Source organism: Frondihabitans sp. PAMC 28766, from assembly GCF_001577365.1.
Taxonomy (GTDB): Bacteria; Actinomycetota; Actinomycetes; order Actinomycetales; family Microbacteriaceae; genus Frondihabitans.
In genome coordinates this window covers 1,463,067-1,480,270 of the sequence record NZ_CP014513.1, presented here as the reverse complement: position 1 = coordinate 1,480,270, position 17,204 = coordinate 1,463,067, and the positions used below count along the sequence as shown (strand labels likewise).

General features: G+C 68.3%; 20 protein-coding genes and 1 pseudogene. 4 read left to right on the top strand and 17 right to left on the bottom strand.

Annotated features, from left to right (window positions below; genetic code table 11):
• Window positions 1–6 precede the first annotated feature (6 nt).
• The 14 genes and pseudogenes from AX769_RS07285 to AX769_RS07215 form a co-directional block, all read right to left on the bottom strand.
• Window positions 7–1,461: a class I adenylate-forming enzyme family protein gene (locus AX769_RS07285; RefSeq protein ID WP_066277645.1), complete on the bottom strand. Its 1,455-nt coding sequence runs from the start codon at window positions 1,459–1,461 to the stop codon at window positions 7–9.
• Window positions 1,458–2,276 (bottom strand): enoyl-CoA hydratase/isomerase family protein, encoded by an 819-nt coding sequence (locus AX769_RS07280; RefSeq protein ID WP_066277643.1) that lies wholly within the window; start codon window positions 2,274–2,276, stop codon window positions 1,458–1,460. Before AX769_RS07280 ends, AX769_RS07285 begins: the two co-directional genes overlap by 4 nt.
• A 2-nt stretch (window positions 2,277–2,278) precedes the next feature.
• Window positions 2,279–3,064 (bottom strand): enoyl-CoA hydratase/isomerase family protein, encoded by a 786-nt coding sequence (locus AX769_RS07275; protein WP_066277641.1) that lies wholly within the window; start codon window positions 3,062–3,064, stop codon window positions 2,279–2,281.
• Entirely contained in the window at window positions 3,061–3,411 is a 351-nt protein-coding gene (locus tag AX769_RS07270; protein ID WP_082763548.1) for an acyl-CoA dehydrogenase family protein, read from the bottom strand. Before AX769_RS07270 ends, AX769_RS07275 begins: the two co-directional genes overlap by 4 nt.
• A complete protein-coding gene (locus AX769_RS23785; RefSeq protein WP_162269012.1) occupies window positions 3,369–3,884 on the bottom strand; it encodes a hypothetical protein in 516 nt (171 codons plus the stop codon). Before AX769_RS23785 ends, AX769_RS07270 begins: the two co-directional genes overlap by 43 nt.
• 14 nt (window positions 3,885–3,898) lie before the next feature.
• Entirely contained in the window at window positions 3,899–5,023 is a 1,125-nt protein-coding gene (locus AX769_RS07260; protein ID WP_204249334.1) for an acyl-CoA dehydrogenase family protein, read from the bottom strand.
• Between the two features lie 20 nt (window positions 5,024–5,043).
• Window positions 5,044–5,646 (bottom strand): TetR/AcrR family transcriptional regulator, encoded by a 603-nt coding sequence (locus tag AX769_RS07255; RefSeq protein WP_066277631.1) that lies wholly within the window; start codon window positions 5,644–5,646, stop codon window positions 5,044–5,046.
• A pseudogene (locus AX769_RS25080) lies at window positions 5,646–6,361 on the bottom strand (ABC transporter ATP-binding protein). Before AX769_RS25080 ends, AX769_RS07255 begins: the two are co-directional and overlap by 1 nt.
• Window positions 6,358–7,113, bottom strand: a complete 756-nt coding sequence (locus tag AX769_RS07240) for an ABC transporter ATP-binding protein (RefSeq protein ID WP_066277619.1) — start codon at window positions 7,111–7,113, stop codon at window positions 6,358–6,360. The pseudogene AX769_RS25080 and the gene AX769_RS07240 overlap by 4 nt, the downstream one beginning before the upstream one ends.
• The gene (locus AX769_RS25680) at window positions 7,110–7,640 is read right to left on the bottom strand and encodes a branched-chain amino acid ABC transporter permease (protein ID WP_066277617.1); all 531 of its coding nucleotides are present in this window, start codon (window positions 7,638–7,640) and stop codon (window positions 7,110–7,112) included. The genes AX769_RS07240 and AX769_RS25680 overlap by 4 nt, the downstream gene beginning before the upstream one ends.
• Window positions 7,583–8,143, bottom strand: coding sequence for a hypothetical protein (locus AX769_RS25675; protein ID WP_066277616.1), 561 nt, complete (start codon window positions 8,141–8,143; stop codon window positions 7,583–7,585). Before AX769_RS25675 ends, AX769_RS25680 begins: the two co-directional genes overlap by 58 nt.
• A complete protein-coding gene (locus AX769_RS07225; RefSeq protein WP_066277615.1) occupies window positions 8,140–9,027 on the bottom strand; it encodes a branched-chain amino acid ABC transporter permease in 888 nt (295 codons plus the stop codon). The genes AX769_RS25675 and AX769_RS07225 overlap by 4 nt, the downstream gene beginning before the upstream one ends.
• A 1-nt stretch (window position 9,028) precedes the next feature.
• Window positions 9,029–10,258 carry an ABC transporter substrate-binding protein gene (locus tag AX769_RS07220; protein WP_066277614.1) on the bottom strand — a complete coding sequence of 410 codons (1,230 nt, stop codon included), beginning with the start codon at window positions 10,256–10,258 and terminating at the stop codon, window positions 9,029–9,031.
• 31 nt (window positions 10,259–10,289) lie between these two features.
• Window positions 10,290–11,219 carry a cyclase family protein gene (locus AX769_RS07215; protein ID WP_066277611.1) on the bottom strand — a complete coding sequence of 310 codons (930 nt, stop codon included), beginning with the start codon at window positions 11,217–11,219 and terminating at the stop codon, window positions 10,290–10,292.
• A 105-nt stretch (window positions 11,220–11,324) separates the two neighbouring features.
• Here AX769_RS07215 and AX769_RS07210 point away from each other — a divergent pair, with 105 nt between their 5' ends.
• The 4 genes from AX769_RS07210 to AX769_RS07195 are packed head-to-tail and all read left to right on the top strand — an operon-like array spanning window position 11,325 to window position 15,018.
• Window positions 11,325–12,353, top strand: coding sequence for a nitronate monooxygenase family protein (locus AX769_RS07210; RefSeq protein WP_066277605.1), 1,029 nt, complete (start codon window positions 11,325–11,327; stop codon window positions 12,351–12,353).
• The gene (locus AX769_RS07205) at window positions 12,350–13,117 is read left to right on the top strand and encodes an electron transfer flavoprotein subunit beta/FixA family protein (RefSeq protein ID WP_066277602.1); all 768 of its coding nucleotides are present in this window, start codon (window positions 12,350–12,352) and stop codon (window positions 13,115–13,117) included. Before AX769_RS07210 ends, AX769_RS07205 begins: the two co-directional genes overlap by 4 nt.
• Window positions 13,118–13,126: 9 nt before the next feature.
• Window positions 13,127–14,098 carry an electron transfer flavoprotein subunit alpha/FixB family protein gene (locus AX769_RS07200; RefSeq protein WP_066277600.1) on the top strand — a complete coding sequence of 324 codons (972 nt, stop codon included), beginning with the start codon at window positions 13,127–13,129 and terminating at the stop codon, window positions 14,096–14,098.
• Window positions 14,095–15,018: a cytochrome b/b6 domain-containing protein gene (locus AX769_RS07195; RefSeq protein ID WP_066277598.1), complete on the top strand. Its 924-nt coding sequence runs from the start codon at window positions 14,095–14,097 to the stop codon at window positions 15,016–15,018. The genes AX769_RS07200 and AX769_RS07195 overlap by 4 nt, the downstream gene beginning before the upstream one ends.
• A gap of 36 nt (window positions 15,019–15,054) precedes the next feature.
• Here the strand turns inward: AX769_RS07195 and AX769_RS07190 are convergent, their stop codons facing one another.
• Genes AX769_RS07190 through AX769_RS07180 form a run of 3 tightly spaced genes read right to left on the bottom strand, consistent with a single transcriptional unit; the run spans window position 15,055 to window position 17,185 of the window.
• The gene (locus AX769_RS07190) at window positions 15,055–15,816 is read right to left on the bottom strand and encodes a crotonase/enoyl-CoA hydratase family protein (protein WP_066277596.1); all 762 of its coding nucleotides are present in this window, start codon (window positions 15,814–15,816) and stop codon (window positions 15,055–15,057) included.
• Window positions 15,816–16,847, bottom strand: a complete 1,032-nt coding sequence (locus AX769_RS07185) for an aldehyde reductase (RefSeq protein ID WP_066277594.1) — start codon at window positions 16,845–16,847, stop codon at window positions 15,816–15,818. Before AX769_RS07185 ends, AX769_RS07190 begins: the two co-directional genes overlap by 1 nt.
• 2 nt (window positions 16,848–16,849) lie before the next feature.
• On the bottom strand, window positions 16,850–17,185 hold the full coding sequence (locus AX769_RS07180) for a helix-turn-helix transcriptional regulator (RefSeq protein ID WP_239451964.1): 336 nt from the start codon (window positions 17,183–17,185) through the stop codon (window positions 16,850–16,852).
• Window positions 17,186–17,204: the final 19 nt, after the last annotated feature.

Here is a 17,204-nt window from a genome sequence, read left to right as displayed (position 1 = left end):
CCCGGCTCATTTCGTCAGCCCGCCGGCGACCATCTCGCGGAGGTCGAGCTTGCGGATCTTGCCGGTCGGCGTCTTCGGCATCGATTCGAGCACCGTCAGCGCGATGGGGACCTTGAACGACGCCGCCTGCGGCCGGAGCCACTCGATGATCTCGTCGGGCGACGTCTTCGAAGCGTTGCGCAGCACGACGAAGGCCACTGGCAGCTCGCCGAGGTCGGCGTCGGGAGCGCCGACGACGGCGGCCTCGAGGACAGCGGGATGTGCAGAGATCAGCCGTTCGACCTCGCCGGGGTAGATGTTCTGGCCGCCCCGGATGATCAGTTCCCGCTTGCGGTCGACGATGCTGAGCCGGCCGTCCGCGAACGTGCCGATGTCGCCCGTGTGCAGCCAGCCGTCGACGACCGGGCGAACCTCCTCGGTGCCGATGTAGGCCGAGAAGACGGATTCGCCGTGGATCAGGATCTCGCCCCGGCCGTCGTCCCCCGCGGAGTCGTCGAGGCGCACCTCCACCCCGGGCATGATGCGCCCGGCGGACGCGAACTCGCCCGTGTTGTGGCCGATCGTGCCGACCCGGTTCTGCGAGGCGATCGCGGTGCCCTCCGTGAGGCCGTAGCCGAAGATGAGGAAGGCGTTCGGGAAGACGGCCCAGGCGTCGGTGGCGATCTGCGACGGCGATGCCGCCGCGCCGATGCCGACCGTCGCGGCTTCGTCGTAGCGGATGCCGGCCTGGAACAGCCGGGTCACCATCGTCGGCACCATCGGGATGAACGTGGGCTTCGTGTCGTCGAGCGCGCTCTGGAAGCCCTCAGGCGTGAACCGCCGGAGCAGGCGCAGGGTCGCCCCGGTCATCGCCATCAGGTTGATGCCCTGGTTGAGGCCGTAGGTGTTGAAGATCGGCAGCGGCAGCAGGATCCTGTCGTGGTTGCCGACGTTCATCCACCGGTAGGTGGCGTCGTAGTTGGCGGCGAGATTGCGCAGCGAAAGCCTCACGCCCTTCGGCCGGCCTGTCGATCCGGAGGTCTGCAGGATCATCGCGGCGTCGTCGGCATCGAGGTGTTCCATCGTCGGCAGCTCGCCCGACACGGCGGGGCTCGAGAACTCTCCCGACACCTCGTACAGGGCGGGTGCCGAGTCGAGGACGAGGTGCGTGTCGGCGATGACCACCTCGAGGCCGATCCCTCGGACGATGTCGTCGATCTCGCTCGGCTTCATGGCGCGGTTGAGCGGCATCACGACACCGCCGAGATAGAACACGGCGTACTGGTGCACGATGAAGTTCGGGGTGCTGTCGATGTAGACGCCGACGAGCGTGCCGCGATGCACGATGTCCGACAGCGCACCGGCCGTGCGCCGGATGGCGTCGGTCATGTCGCCGTAGGTGTAAGTAGCCGAGTCGGTGACGACGCAGGCCTTGTCGGCCTGCGAGAACGCCCAGTCGAAGAGCGGGAGCGCGCGGTTCACGACTGGTTCTCTTCCGAGTTGAACCACGCGATGGCGCCCTTGAGGCCCCGCTCGGTGATCATGTCGGTCATCATGTGCGTCGAGGCCGACGTGTGGGCGAGCGCGTCCCACTCGGCACCCATCAGGATCGAGTCGCGGAAGCCCTGCTGGTCCATCACACGGTTGAGGGCGAGCTTCTTCATGCGCAGCAGCTCGAGCGGCATCCTCGAGATGCTCGCCGCGATCTCGAGCGCCTTGTCGAGCACGGATCCGGGCGCCACGGCGTGGTTCGCCCAGCCGAGCGACGCGGCCTCGGTGCCCGACAGGCGGCTGCCGGCGATGAACGAGAGCTCCTTGGCCTTTTTCGGCCCGATCAGCCACGCGCTCGGCGGGCTCAGGAGGCCGCCGCCGAGAGGGATCGACGGCCAGCCGATCACCGCGGTCTCGCTCACGACGGTGATGTCGGTGCAGACGGAGAGCATCGTCGCCCCTCCCATGCAGTAGCCCTCGATCGCGCTGATGACCGGCTTCGGGGTGTCCCAGACGGCGAGCCAGCGATCGATGTTGGCGCGCAGCGACTCCCAGTCGTTGTAAGGAGCGAGGCCCGCGGCCGCCTCTGAGTAGCCGTTCGACGGCTCGACGTCGTAGCCGACGCTGAAGTTCTGGCCGGCTCCGGAGATCACGATCACCGAGACGGACTTGTCGCGGCCGAGAGCGGCCATGGCCTCCGAGAACTCGTCGAGCATCGGATCGTTCAGAGCGTTGAGCTTCTTGGGGCGATCGAGGATCACTTGGGCGATTCGACCATCGACGGTGGTGGTCACGAATTCGGGCACGGTTATTCTCCTGTGAAGACGAGGTCGTCGAGACTGCGCTTCGCGAGAAACGCCTCGACGGCCGATTTGTGGTCGGATGTGGAAGACAGCACGGCTTGGGCGAGCGTCTCGCGATCGAGAGCGTCGGCGAGCGTGCCGTCGACCGAACGATTCGCGAGGAGCTTGGTCAGGCCCAGAGCCAGGGGGGCGCGCTTGGCGAGGTCGGCGCAGTACGCGACGGCGTCGGCGTCGAAGTCGCCGTCGCCGTCGAAGACTTGGGAGACGAAGCCCAGCGCGGTCGCCTCGTCGGTGCTGAAGCGGTGCGCCGTGAGCAACGCCGCCTTCGCCCGATGCAGGCCGATGGCCTGGGCGAGAAGATACGTGCCGCCCATGTCGGGCATCAGCCCCATGCGGATGAACGACTGCTGGAACCACGCGGGGCTTGCGACGATGATGTCGGACGCGAGAGCGAGGTTGAACCCCGCCCCGGACGCCAGGCCGTTGACCGCGGCGACCACGGGCTTCTGCAGCCCCGCGATGCCCTCCGTGATCTCGCGCCCGAAGGTGAGCACGTCGATCGTGCCCGCGGCGGATCGTGTGCCCATGGCGCGAATGTCGCCACCCGCCGAGAACGCGCGGCCCGTGCCGGTGAGGAGGACGACGCGCGCCTCCCTGTCGGCCGCGGCGTCCTGCAGCGCGGCGACGAGCTGCGCCTTGACGCCCTCGTCGAGGGCATTCAGGGTGTCGGGCCCGTTCATGCGAAGCCGGAGGACTCCGGTCGCGGGGCGGTCGATGTCGAGGCGCGTCACCGGTCTCCTCCGAAGAGGGAGTCGAGCTCGAGCACCTGGTCGAGGTGGTGCTGCAGCCCGACCTCCCAGGTGTAGCCGACGCCGCCGTGCACCTGGATGCCCAGCTCGATGCTCCGGCGAGCGAGCGTGAATGCCTGCGCTGCCCAGACATCGGCGCGGAAGGCCTCGTGCCGGGCCGCGATGGCCGCGGTCCACGCCTGCTCCCGGGCGATGTGTGCGTCTGCGAGCATGTGACGTACCGCCTGGAAGCCCTTGATGGGCTGGCCGAACTGCTCACGGGTCCGGGCCCAGTCGATCGAGCGCGTCAGCACGATGTCAGCGCAGCCGACCGCCACTGCTGCGAACACGGCACGTGCTTCGGCGAGCTTCTCCCCTCAAGGGCAGGATGTTCAGCGTGCACGGCCCCGAGGGGCACCAGATCCGCGAAGACGAGGGTCTCGACCCCTGCGGCGTCGACGACGGCGCCCTCACCGTCGACGATGGCGACGTCGCTGGCGAAATAGGGTGCCACCAGGCGGTCGTCCCGCCGCACGAGCGGCACGGCACCGCGGTCGAGCACGTCATCGCCGAGGTCGAACCAGCGGCCCGCCAGAAGGGTCGCCACCAGCGGGGTGGAGACGGCGAATCGACCTGTGGTGCGGGCGACCTCCTGGATCTCCCGCAGCTCCATCCCGTTCTCGGCGTCGGCCGAGATGCTCGCCCAGCCGCCGTCGGCCAGGACGGCCCAGGCGGCGGAACTGGGCCCGGCCGGAGCGCCCGCGCCTCGATCCTGGAGGATCTCCGCCACGTTGTCGGAGGCCATCGTTCCGACTTCTGCCACGATCGTTGCCATGATTACCTCGCCACTTTCAGAACCCGGTCGGTGATGATGTTGCGCTGGATCTCGTTCGTGCCCGAGTAGATGGACATCGCCTTCGACGCCAGATAGCTGTGCCGCCAGTAGTCGCGGTGAATGGGGCAGCGGGTGTCGATGCCGAGCCGCGTCGCATCCTGGATCAGTTCGCTCCACTGCACCTTCAGCACCGAGCCGGCGGTGAACCAATCCTCGCCGGCCGCCTTCTCTTCGGTGGCACGGAGGATGTGCCATCGGAGCAGCTCCTTGCGATCCTGCAGGCGAATCGCGTCGTGCGGTTTGTCGGCCGAGCAGCAGGAGCCGAGCAGATCGATCTCGGTGGTCGCCTCGACGAGCCGCGTTGCGGCCTCGGTGGTGCCGCGCTCGTTGCTCAGCACCGTCATGGCGACAGCCCAGCCCTCGTGCTCGCCGCCGATGAGGTCTTCGTCGGCGACGAACACGTCGGTGAAGAAGACCTCGTTGAACTCCTGCTCGCCGTTGATCTGGCGGATGGGGCGGACGTCGATGCCGTCCTGCTCCATGTCGAGGAGGAAGAAGCTGAGGTTGTGGTGCCGGGGAAGCTCGGTCGAGCTCTTCGCGAGCATGAGGCAACGCTTCGAGTACTGCGCGAAGCTGGTCCAGATCTTCTGGCCGGTGATGCGGTAGCCGCCGTCGACCTTGACGGCTCGGGTGCCGACGGCTGCGAGGTCCGACCCGGCGCCGGGTTCCGAGAAGCCCTGGCACCAGATCTCCGACGAGTCGAGGATGCGGGGCAGGTACTTCTGCTTCTGCGCCTCGGTTCCGGCGGCGATGATCGTGGGCCCGGCGAGCACCCGCCCGATCCTGCCGAAGCCGTCGGGCGCGTTCGCCTTCGACGACTCCTCGTAGTAGATCAGGTCTTCGATCGGGCCGAAGCCGCGACCGCCGTACTCCTCGGGCCAGGACAACCCCGCGAAGCCTCCCTCGAACAGCGCCTCGTCCCACGAGCGCTGGATGCGCTGCACGTCGTCGGGCCCGAGCGCCTGTCGGGTGTCCCGCCACTCTGTGGGAATTGCCTCGGCGACCCAGGTGCTGACCTCCGCTCGGAAGCGGTCGGCCGCGGGGTCGTCGAATCGTGTCATTGTCATGACGTCGATCTCTCCTTCTGTCAGGTGATCATCGGATGGTCGGAGCGAGCTCCGACCAGGTGCAGGGCCAGATCGGCGTACTCGTCGCCGATCTGATCGGGGGTGAGGCGGCCGCCGGGGCGGTACCAGTTGATGACGGACTCGCCCATGCCGAGGATCGCGAAGGTCACCGGCGTCACGTCGAGTTCTCGGAACTCCCCCGCCTCGACTCCCGAGCGCAGGATGTCCTTGAAGATCTGCTCGTACGACTTGAGCATCGTCACGAGGCCCGCCCGCACGTCGGGGTCGAGGTGGATCAGGCCGTCGCGCACGAGCACGAGATCGTCCGAGCTGCAGTAGTGCGCCGTGTGCGCGCCCACTGCGGCGTAGAGCCGCTCGGTCTCGGAGGGCCCCGCGGCCTTGAGCGCGGTCTCGACCTTGTCGAGCAGCACCTCGGTGCCGTTCCGCATCATCTTCTCGACGAGCGCCTGCTTCGACGACGTGTAGTTGTAAATGCTCTGGGCCTCCATGCCCACGGCGCCGGCGATCTGGCGCAGAGTCATGCCGACGTAGCCCTTCCTGTTGAAGAGCTTGCGCGCCTCGTTCAGGATCCGGGTCTCGGTTTCGTTCTTTTCGAGCAGCACTATTTCTCTCCCACTGACAGGTGACGGTCGATGAGATCCGGGTTGGACACCAGGTGTTCCGGGGTGCCCGACCAGACCATCTCCCCAGTCTCCAGGACGTGCACCTCGTCGGCGAGATCGGTCACGAATCGGAAGTTCTGCTCGGCCACGACCACGCCGAGGTCGAAGACCTCGGGCAGCCGGGCGATGGAGGCCTGCAGCTGCTCGACGATGAGGGGTGAGAGGCCCTCGGTCGGTTCGTCGAGAAGCAGGAAGTCGGGTGCGCTCATGAGTGCCCGGGCGATCGTCACGGCCTGCTGCTCGCCGCCGCTCAGCTCGTAGCCCTGTCGCTTCATGAGGTCGCGCACGAGTGGCACGGCGTCGAGCACGCGCTCGAGCTGGTCGGACGCCACCCCCGGCGCCGCGCGATGTCGAGGTTCTCGGCGACGGTCAGCCGGGTGAATATACGGCGAGTGTCGGGCACCCAGGCGATGCCCAGACGGGCGACCTTGAAGGTGGCCAGTCTGCGCAGCGATCGACCGTCGATGGCCACGTCGCCGCGCACCGTGATCTCGGGGTCGGCGACGATCGACTTGAGTAGCGTCGTCTTGCCGGCGCCGTTGCGACCGAGGAGACCAACCGTGCGTCCCTTCTCGACGCTCAGGTCGATGCCTTTGAGGGCCGAGGCGAGGCCGTACGAGGCGGACAGCCCAGTGACGGTGAGTGTCGATGTCATCTGTCCTCCCGATACGAATTGCCGAGGTAGATCTCCCGGGTGAGCGGGGCGTCGCGCACCTCGAAGGGCAGGCCCTGCATCGCGATGCGCCCGTTGGCGAGCAGCACGACCTTGTCGGCGAGCGCGAAGACGACGTTCATGTCATGGGCAGTGATCACGCAGGTCATGTCGGGCCTCGAGGTGCGGAGGTCCTTCAGCAGCTGGATCGTGCCGGGGATGTCTTCGGCGCCCATGCCGGCCGTGGGCTCGTCGAGGAGTAGCACGGAGGGGTCCTGCGCGAGCGCCATCGCGATCTCGAGGCTCTTCCGGTCACCGTGCGAGAGGGCGGCCGAATGTCGTCTCCGGGCCGAGGTGAGCCCGACCGCTTCGAGCGCGCGGTCGACAGTGTCGTCGGCTCGCGGCGACTTCGAGACGAGGTTGCGGTAGCGCGACTGGTGCGCCAGACGGGCGATGACGACGTTCTCCTCGACGGTCTTCTCGAGGAAGTACCGCGCGACCTGGAAGGTGCGGGCGACCCCCTGCTCGGCGAGGTGCCGGGCACCGGCGCGGGTCACGTCTTTGCCGAAGAGCGACACCCGACCCTTCGTCGCGCGGGTCTCACCGGCCATCACCCCGAAGAGGGTCGTCTTGCCGGCGCCGTTAGGGCCGATGATGGCGACGGTCTCGCCCGCCTCGATCGAGAGCGAGACGTCTTGCACGACGGGCGGGCCGCCGTAGTTCTTATCGATTCCGACGAGGTCGAGGGCGATCATCGTCTCCTCCCTCGGGGTAGTCGCGCGAGAACGGGGAACCGGTTGGTGAGTCGCTCGAGGAGACCCAGCACGCCCTTCGGGAAGACGAGCACGACTACCAGCAGGATGATGCCCAGGTAGAGCGTGCCGTTCGACGAGTTCCCGAAAACGGCCGTGCTGAGCAGCTGGAAGATCAGTGCGCCGATGGCCGGCCCCCAGAACCGGTACATGCCGCCGAGCAGCGCCATGATGATGATCTGACCGCTGAATGTGAACGACAGGGTGTCGGGTGTGACGATTCCGCCCTGCTGGGCGAAGAGCGCCCCGGCCAGGCCCGCGACCGCCCCGGAGAGTGTGAATGCGGCGAGTCGCAGCCCCTTGACCGGCAGCCCGATGGAGGCCGCCTTCACCGGGTCGTCGCGGATGGCGTTGAGACTCGCCCCGAACGACGACAGGTTGATGCGGCGGAGCACACCCATCACGACGGCGATCACCACGATCGTGTAGATCCAGAAGTCGTTGTTCGACGCGATGTTGAAGCCGAACACCGACCCGCGCGTGATCCCGACCAGACCGTTGTCGCCGCCGAGGGGCCCGATCTTATAGGTAAGGAGGTAGGCGATCTGCCCACGATCATGGTCAGCATGGCGAACTCGACCTTGACGAGCCGCCCGCCGAGCAACCCGATCACCACAGCCGCGATCGCGGCGACGACCGCCGACGCCCCCAAAAAGATCAGGGCGTCCCACGACTCGGTGCGCAGCAGTGCTGTCGCGTAGGCGCCCATCCCGAAGAACGCGGCGTGCCCGAACGTGTAGGTGCCGGTCCATCCGAAGAGGATTCCGAGGCTCGTCGCGAGCAGCGAGTAGATCACGCCGATCGTCAGCGTGTACTGCCAGCTCGACGGGAGGATGAAGTAGCCGATCGACAGGACGACCGCGAAGATCGCCGGTTCGTAGATCGGGCGGATGTCCCAGGTGCGTCGGCCGGCCAGGGCTTTCGGGGCGGGGCGGGGCGAGAGCACGGTGCCGGGAGCGGTCTTGGTCGTCACGCGGCGGCTCCGATCCGGGCGTTGCCGAGGAGCCCGCGGGGGCGCACCAGCAGGATGACGGCCACGAGGATGTAGAACGTGAAGCCGCTGAGGAAGGGGAAGTACGCCACGGCCAGGGCCTCCGTGATGCCGACCAGGATCGAGGCGATCAACGAGCCCGTGATCGAGCCGAGGCCTCCGATGATGACGACCGCGAAGCTCTCGAGGATGTACGAGTCGCCGAGGTTGGCCGAGACCGAGACCGTCGGCGCGATGAGCACGCCGGCCAGCCCCGCCAGAGCGCTCCCCAGGCCGAACACCAACAGCATGACGCGCTTGGTGTTGAGACCCACGGCCTCGCCCATCACCTGGTCCTGGGCGATGGCCTTGACGTCGCGACCGAAGCGGCTTCGGTTGAGCAGGAGATACAGCCCGACGGCGAACACCGCGCCGATGACGACGAGCAGGATCGAGTACGCCGGCAGCGCGGCCCCGAGCACCTCGACATTGCCGCTCAGCGGCTTGGGCTGGTTGACCGTCGCAGGGCTGTCGCCCCAGATCAGCTCGGCGGCGCCTTCGACGATCAGCAGGATCGCGAACGTCGCGAGGAGCATCGTGATGTGGTCGCCGCGGTAGAGGCGCCTGACCACGGTGCGCTCAACCACCAGGCCGAGCACGCCGACCACGACGGCTCCCACGAGCGCCGCGCCGATGAAGACGGGGATCGACGGGAACACCGTGCCGATCACCGAGGTGGCGACGAGCGCACCGACGGCGAAGAGCGAGCCGTGGGCGAAGTTCAAGACCCCGAGCACTCCGTAGATCAACGTGAGCCCGCTGGCGACCAGGAAGAGGGGCACACCGAAGGCGATGCCGCTCACCAGGGTCGAGATCAGCTCTGTCATGTCAGTGCCCCGTCTTCACGACGGTCGTGCTGAGGATCTTGACGTTCTCGGGGCTCTTGGTGTCGCCGACGGAGTTGGTGACCACGACGGGCGCGTCGGCCTGGTGAGTCGTCTTGTTGATCGTCAGCGTGCCCGACAGGGTCGTGAAGCTGAGGCCCGGAAGCGTCGCGAGCACCTTTGCGTAGTCGTCGGTGCCGGCCTTCTTGATGGCGGCGGCCATGGCCTTGACGCCGACCCACGAGTCGTAGCTCCAGTCGATGGGCAGCTTGCCGGTCTTGGCCTTGTAGTCGTTCACGAACTGCGTGTTCGCCTTCGACGGGAACGCCTTGTAGTTGTAGTCGTAGGCGTTCCACACGTTCGGCGCGAGACCGTTCAGCGTGCGGGCCACCGGGTAGTAGCCGCCGGGCTGCAGGATCACCGCGAATTTCTTCGAGATGTCGTAGGACTGCGACTGCTTGAGGAAGGTGCCGGTGCCGCTGCCGAAGGTGCCGAGGTAGAGGGCGCTCGTCTTGGGGGTTCCCACCTTGCCGATCAGCGACTGCACCTGGAGGCTGAAGTCGGACTGCGCGATCGGCACGAACGTGCTGCTCGTGACCTTCAGCGGCACGCCGTCCTTCTTGAGGGAGCTCTGGTAGAGCGCCCACTGCGACGTGCCGGTGATGTAGTTGTACCCGAAGGCCGAGTAGTTCGTGACCGACGGGAACTTCTTCGCGATGGTCTTCGCGAGGTTGATCACGAGATCGTCGTCGTCGGTGCTGGTGCGGAAGACGTTCGCGTAGGGCGCCGCCTTGCCGTTCTGCCCGGTGAGGCCGTCGTTGGTGCAGCCGGTGTCGACCAGCGCGACGCTGAGACTCGGCAGGGTCGGCGCGACGGCGAGGCATCCTGCGCTGTCGAGCATTCCGACGACGAGGTGCACGCCGCTGTTCGAGAGGTCGCGAACCGCGGTGGCAGCCGTCTGCGGCGTCTGCTGCTCGTCTTTGTTGACGATCTTGATCTTCCGGCCGAGAACGCCACCGGCCTTGTTGATCTCAGCGGCGGCCACCTCGGCGCCGGCGACCTGGTTCTGGCCGATCTCGGCCAGCGGGCCGGTCTGCGGGCCGACCACGCCGATCGTGATGGGTCCGGAGTTCGACCCGCTGCCCCCTGATCCGTTCGAGCAGCCGCTCAGCGCGATCACGCAGGCGATGACGGCCCCGAGTGCGAGAACCGGTTTGGCTGGAAAATTCTTCATTGAATTGATTCCTCACTGTGTTTGCGGTGCTTCAGAGAATCGCGATCGCGTTTCCCGGGGAGCCGGCCGAACCGCTGAGATTCAGTGGTGCGGAGGCGATGAAGAAGGTGTGCCTGGCGGCTTCCCGGCAGGCGGTCGAGAGGCGTTCGAGGTCGAACAGCTCTCCGAGCGGGATGCCGAGCAGAGGCAGCAGACGGCGGTGCAGCGATCCGACCGCGGGGTCTCCGGGAACGGGTTCGACTGCGGGGGTGTCGGTGGCGATGGCCGCGACGTTCCAGTTCCACAGCAGACGAGCGGTGGCTTCGCCGGCGTGTATTCCGGGGATCCTGGTGACCGGTTCGGCATCGGCCGGCCGACTCGCGTACGCCGCGGGCCAGCCGGTGCGGACGAGCACGATGTCACCGCGATGCACGGTGACGCCCTCGGCTTCGGCGACCTCGACGAGCAGTTCGGGCGTGATGACGAACTCCTCGTCGACCGGGATGCTCGACCCCTGCGACTCGAGGTGCGCGGCCACGTCGAGCAGGACGCCTCGACCGGCGATGCCGCGCCGAGCCCACACCTCGATGCCCAGCCCCGTCTGCCGGGGGTCGCTCGTGTCGAGGACACCGCCGTAGAAGCCGAACTCGCGAGCGCGGACGTGGCCGAAGCCGTCCCACTGCGTCGAGCCCTGAGGGAAGTAGTTGTCGATCTTGTCGTCCCACGTGTTCCGGTCGACTTCGAAGTGGTCGTGGCGAATGGGCTGGCGGCCGAAGAGCGGGGGGTTCGGCTCGTCGACGGGGAGGCTGAGGCCGATGGTCACACCAGAGACGATGCTGCGCCCAGCGGCGGCGACGACATCGGGCGTCAGGTAGTTGAGGGCGCCCAGCTGGTCGCCCTCGCCGAAGAAGCGCCACGAGTAGGCCATGTCGAGACGATCGAGCCGGGGCAGCTCGTCGTAGGCCGGAACATCATCGTTCATCACGGAGACAGATTGACTTACGAACGCTCGTAAGTCAAGATTCCCGATGAACGATCTTCCCCGGCCTGCAACGAGGCACGCCGGGAACCGGGAAGGGATTCTTCGATGGTGAAGACGAGATTCACCGATGGATTCGGCGTCCGCGCGCCGATCATGCAAGGGGGCATGCAGTGGATCGGCAACGCCGATCTCGCCGCTGCCGTGTCGAACGCCGGCGGGCTCGGCACGATCACCGCCCTCACGTTCGCGACCCCCGAACTCCTCGCGGACGAGATCGCACGCTGCCACGACCTGACCGATCGGCCCTTCGCGGTCAACCTGACGACGCTGCCCTCGATCAGCCCGCCGCCGTACGCCGACTACCAGCGCGTCATCATCGACGGCGGCGTCGCAGTCGTCGAGACCTCCGGGTCGAACCCGGCATTGTTCGTCGACACCTATCACGACGCCGGCCTCAAGGTCGTGCACAAGGCGACGAGCGTGCGCCACGCCGTCAAGGCCGCCGAGGCCGGAGCCGATGCCGTTGCGGTGATCGGCTTCGAGGCGGCCGGGCATCCCGGCGAGCTCGACGTGCCCCTGTTCGTGCTGCTGGCCGCCGTGGCCCGCCAGGTCGAGATCCCCCTCCTCGCCGCCGGTGGCGTCGCGACAGGAGCCGGGCTCGCCGCCGCCCTCGCGCTCGGGGCCGACGGCGTCCTCATGGCGACGCGCTTCATGGCCACCGTCGAGACGCCCATTCACGAGAATGTCAAGAACGAGCTGGTGGCCCGCGACGAGCTCCAGACCAACCTGATCTTCCGCCCGCTGCGCAACACGGCGCGTGTCTCGCGCAACTCGGTGTCGGACGAGGTCGTCGCGATCCTGGCGTCCGGAGGCGACTTCGCCGCCGTCCGCGACCTCGTCGCCGGGCGCCGCGGGCGGACGGTCTACGAGACAGGCGACCTCGAGGCCGGCGTCTGGTGGGCCGGACTCTCGCAGGCGCTGATCGACGACGTGCCGACCTGCGCCGAACTCATCGACCGAATCGTGGGCGATGCCGAATCCGTCATCCGTCAACGCCTCGTCCGTGCGATCGCCGATCCGGTCGGCTCCACGGCGTCCTCCACCGCATCCCCCGAGAAAGGCAGCGCACTGTGAAGATCGTCGTCCTCGTGAAACAGGTTCTCGACACCTGGGGCGAACGCCGCCTCGACCTCTCGACGGGTCTCCTCGACCGATCGTCGAGCGACCTCATCATCGACGAGGTGGGCGAGCGAGCACTCGAGGCCGCTCTGGCCTACAAAGACGCGAACGACGCCGACGTCATCGTGATGACCATGGGCCCGCGGGAGGCGACCGACGTGCTGCGCAAGGGTCTCGCCATGGGGGCCGACACCGCCGTGCACGTGCTCGACGACGAGCTCGCCGGCTCCGACATGGTGCGGACAGCCACCGTGCTGGCCGCCGCCCTCCGCCGAACGGGCTTCGATCTCGTGATCACCGGCAACGAGTCGACGGATGGCCGAGGCGGTGCCATCGCCCCGATGCTCTCCGAGATCCTCGGTGTGCCGCAGGTCACCTATCTCAACTCGCTGGCCATCGCCGCGGACGGCATCTCGGGCGAGCGCGGAACCGAAGCGGGAACGCAGGATGTCCACGCCTCGCTTCCTGCGGTCGCCTCCGTCACCGAGCGCTCGCCCGAGCCGCGATTCCCCGGCTTCAAGGGGTCGATGCGAGCCAAGAAGAAGCCTCTGGACACCTGGGCGCTCTCCGACCTCGGCGAGTCCGGCTCGCCGGCAGCGCGCTCCGTCGTCCTGTCGACGGCCGAGCGGCCCGCACGGACGGCGGGCCGCAAGGTCGTCGACGACGGCTCGGCCGCGCACGAGCTGGCCGCATTCCTGTCCGACGAACACCTGATCTAGGAGCCACCGATGCCTTCCATCCTCTTCCTCGCCGACACGACGTCCGATGGGCAGTTGTCGGACACGGTCGCGCCGCTTGCCGCCACGGCCACCCGCCTCGGCACGGCTTCGGCCGTGGTCGTGACGCGGGCGCCCGCGCACCCTGAGATCGTGGCGGAGCTGGGTCGCCTCGGTGTCGCCGACGTCCGGCTGATCCAGAGCGACGCCGTCGGAGAACGGCTGACAACCCCTCAGGTCGCCGCAGTCGTCTCGGCGGCTCGCGAGGTGTCCGCCGATGTCGTGCTCGTGGCCAACTCGATCGCCGGGCGCGAGATCGCCGCCCGCACGGCTATCCGGTTGGGCGGGGCGCTCGTCGTCGACGCGGTCGACGTCCGAGTCGACGCCGGCCCCGCCGTCGCGACCACGTCGGCGTTCGGCGGGGCCTTCGCCGTGGAGAGCACCGTCGAGGGTGGCCCGCTGGTCGCCACCGTCCGGCGGGACGGAGCCGATGACGACCCCGTGCCCGTCGAGCCGACGGTCGTCGCCGGCACCGTCGACGTCGACGGCGAGGCGGCCACCGTGATCGACGCCATGCACGAGGTCGTGCAGACGTCGTCGCGACCCGACCTGCGAGGCGCCGCCCGGGTCGTCTCGGGCGGCCGAGGGCTGCAGTCGAAAGACCGCTTCGAGCTCGTCGAGCGGATGGCCGACGCCCTCGGGGCGGCGGTCGGCGCCTCGCGCGCGGCGGTCGACGCGGGCTTCGTGCCGCAGAGCTCGCAGGTCGGCCAGACGGGCGTGACAATCTCTCCCGATCTCTACGTCGCTCTCGGGATCTCGGGGGCGATCCAGCACAAGGCCGGCATGCAGACGGCCAAGACGATCGTCGCCATCAACAGCGACCCCGATGCCCCCATCTTCGATATCGCCGACTTCGGCATCGTCGGCGATCTCTTCACGATCGTGCCGCAGGTCATCGACGAGATCGCGGCCGTCCGCGCATGACGAGCGTCAGCCGCACGGCCTCGAACCGCTGGTTCAAGCTCGTCTGGATCGTGCCGGCGATCGTCGTCGGGCTCGCCCTTCTCGTCCTCGCGGCTCGCGGCATCCGCGCGAGTGTGCCCGGGCAGTCTTTCTTGGCGGGCTATCCGGGCGAGAGCCGGCTGCCGTCGTTCGCTCCGGTCGGGTTCCCCACGTGGGTCGGCTGGCAGCATGGTCTGAACGTCTTCTTCCTCGTCTTCATGGTGAGGTCGGGGTGGATGGTCCGGACGGTGCAGCGGCCCGGCATGTACTGGACGCGCAACAACCGCGGCCGGATCCGCACGAAGGGCGCACCGACGCGCATCAGCATCAACCTGTGGCTGCACCTCAGCTTCGACGTGCTCTGGGTGCTCAACGGCATCGTCTTCTGGGTGCTCGTCTTCTGCACCGGCCAGTGGACCCGTATCGTGCCGACCTCGTGGGGAGTCTTCCCCAACGCCGTGTCGGCCCTGCTGCAGTACGCCTCGCTCCAGTGGCCGACCGAGAACGGCTGGTCGAACTACAACTCGCTGCAGGTGCTGAGCTACTTCCTGGTCGTCTTCATCGCGGCACCCGTCGCGCTGTTCAGCGGGCTCAGGATGTCGCCGGCGTGGCCGAAGAACGCGCCGCGCCTCTCGAAGGCGTTCCCCCTCGCGTGGGCGCGAGCGACGCACTACCCGACGATGATCTTCTTCGTCGCCTTCGTGATCGTCCACGTGACGCTCGTGTTCGCGACCGGGGCCCTCAACAACCTCAATCACATGTATGCGAGCCGCAACGACGACAGCTGGGTTGGCTTCGCCTTCTTCGCCGGGTCGTTGGTGGTCATAGTGGCGGCCTGGATGGCGGCACGGCCGATCGTGCTTCGGTCGCTGGCGTCGTTGACAGGATCGGTCACGCGCTGAGCTCGGGCGTCGTCCCGGCCACGATGGGCGGCGTCGTCAGCTCCAGTGCGGCCGGCGCTTCTCAGCGAAGGCAGCCGCCCCCTCACGGGCATCCGCCGAATCCGTCACGCTGCGAGTCAGGTCGTCACCCGCCGGCAGGAGCCCGGCGACACCTGCACGCTCGATCGCGTCGACGATCCCACGCGTCGTCGCGATCGCCTGAGGCGAGTTCGCAGCGATGGCCTCAGCGAACTCGCGAGCGAGCAGGAGCGCCTGACCCGGCTCGGCCAAGGCTGCGAGAAGGCCCCAGGCATCGGCCTCGGGCGCTGTGAAGAATCGCCCGGTCAGCAGGATGTCCATGGCTCGGGCACGAGGGATGCGCCGTGGCAGCAGTTGTGCGCCGCCGCCGATCGCCACGAGACCGGACCGCACCTCGGGCAGCCCGAAGGTCGCGTCACGCGCTGCGACGACGAGGTCGCAGGCCAGGACGAGCTCGAAACCGCCCGCGACGGCATACCCCTCGACGGCCGCGATGACGGGTTTCGACGGGCGGATCGCGGTCATGCCGCCGAAGCCGCGCCGGCCTCGGGGAACGACCCCCGTCGCCGCGAACGCCTTGAGGTCGAGGCCGGTGCAGAAGTTGCCCCCGGCGCCCGTCACGACCATCACGCGAAGATCGTCGCGCTCGTCGAAATCGTCGACCGCCCGCTCGAGCTCGGCGTTCAGACCCGCATCGACGGCATTCATCACGGCCGGGCGGTCCAGGGTGAGCACCCGCAGGGGCCCGCTGTCGTCGATACGGACGACGCTGTACGGCATCACGCCGGCACCTCCACCCCGACCATGCTCCGCGCCGCCGCCACGATCGCCTCATGAGGGTCGCGCGGCGACCAGCCGAGCTGCGTGCGAGCGCGCTCGTTCGACGTCTTCTTCGAGTAGCCGAGGTCGCGTACGACGGGTCGGAAGCCCTTGTTGAAGATCGCGTTGATTCGCACGACGAAGTTCGGGGCCACCCGGGTCGGCACCCGTGACGCGTCGGTGCCGAGGCCCCTGCGGATCGTCGCGCCGATGTCGGGCATCGACACGGCCGGGCCGTTCGAGAGCAGGAAGCGCTGACCTGCGGCCTCCTGCGTCGTCATCGCCAGGATATGCGCGGCCGCGACGTCGCGCACGTCGACGATCGGCACGTACAGATGCGGCAGCACCGCCATCGTGCCGGTCAGGATCGACTGCACGAGGTGGTTCGCACCCGAGATGTCTCTGCCCATGATCGGCCCGACGACCGCGACGGGCAGCGTCGTGACGAGCTCGAGCGAGCCGCCCTCCGCCTTCACGAAGTCCCACGCGGCGCGCTCGGCGAGCGTCTTGCTCGTGCCGTAGGCATCGACGCCCGGGCCGTCGAGCACCGTCCAGTCGGCCTCGGTGAAGACGTGGTCGTCGTGCGGCCAGCCCCAGCTGACCGCGTGGAAGGCCGACGTCAACACGACGCGACGCACCCCGGCGTCGCGGGCCGCGCGCAGCACCCGGAGTGCGCCCTCGCGCGCCGGCACGATGAGGTCGTCGGGGTTCTCGACGTCTCCGGGCTGCACCGGCGAGGCCACGTGCAGCACGGTGTCGACGCCGTCGACGGCTTCCAACCAACCCTCGTCATTCGTGAGGTCGGCCGCGACGAAGCTCAGCCGCTCCCCCGCCGCCATCCCCGCGGCGCTCAGCGTCGATCGCACCGAGGCCTCCCGCGCGAGTGACCGCACCGTGGTGCGCACCTCGTACCCCTGGTCGAGAAGCTGCAGGATGCAGTGGCCGGCGATGAAACCGGAGCCCCCGGTGACGAGGACACGGGTGGTGGGCATGGCTACTCCTTCGATGGCGTGGGGGTGGCGGCCTCGGCTGCGACCAGGTCGAGGAGGCCCGGGAAGCGCTGGTCGAGGTCGTCGCGGCGGAGGGTGATGCTGCTGCGGTTGCCGAGGTCGAGGTCGTAGACGAGGCCCGCCTCGCGCAGGACGCGGAAGTGGTGGGTGCGCGTCGACTTCGTGACGGGCAGGCCGAACGACGTGCAGGTGCGCTCGACTCCCGGCGGGTCGAACAGCAGGTCGGTGACGACCTTGCGGCGGGACGGGTCGGCGAGGGCCGCCATGACGGCGCCGAGCGACATGTCGTCGACGTCGGGATGCTCGAGGGGTTCGGTCACGGGTTCGCCTCCAGTTCGT

What these genes read in the sequence shown, in the direction of transcription:
- AX769_RS07220 (WP_066277614.1), bottom strand. Translation starts at nt 10,258, where the DNA reads ATGAAGAATTTTCCAGCCAAACCGGTTCTCGCACTCGGGGCCGTCATC.
- AX769_RS07260 (WP_204249334.1), bottom strand. Translation starts at nt 5,023, where the DNA reads ATGACAATGACACGATTCGACGACCCCGCGGCCGACCGCTTCCGAGCG.
- AX769_RS07200 (WP_066277600.1), top strand. Translation starts at nt 13,127, where the DNA reads ATGCCTTCCATCCTCTTCCTCGCCGACACGACGTCCGATGGGCAGTTG.
- AX769_RS07225 (WP_066277615.1), bottom strand. Translation starts at nt 9,027, where the DNA reads ATGACAGAGCTGATCTCGACCCTGGTGAGCGGCATCGCCTTCGGTGTG.
- AX769_RS07195 (WP_066277598.1), top strand. Translation starts at nt 14,095, where the DNA reads ATGACGAGCGTCAGCCGCACGGCCTCGAACCGCTGGTTCAAGCTCGTC.
- AX769_RS07215 (WP_066277611.1), bottom strand. Translation starts at nt 11,219, where the DNA reads ATGAACGATGATGTTCCGGCCTACGACGAGCTGCCCCGGCTCGATCGT.
- AX769_RS07210 (WP_066277605.1), top strand. Translation starts at nt 11,325, where the DNA reads ATGGTGAAGACGAGATTCACCGATGGATTCGGCGTCCGCGCGCCGATC.
- AX769_RS07185 (WP_066277594.1), bottom strand. Translation starts at nt 16,847, where the DNA reads ATGCCCACCACCCGTGTCCTCGTCACCGGGGGCTCCGGTTTCATCGCC.
- AX769_RS07190 (WP_066277596.1), bottom strand. Translation starts at nt 15,816, where the DNA reads ATGCCGTACAGCGTCGTCCGTATCGACGACAGCGGGCCCCTGCGGGTG.
- AX769_RS07240 (WP_066277619.1), bottom strand. Translation starts at nt 7,113, where the DNA reads ATGATCGCCCTCGACCTCGTCGGAATCGATAAGAACTACGGCGGCCCG.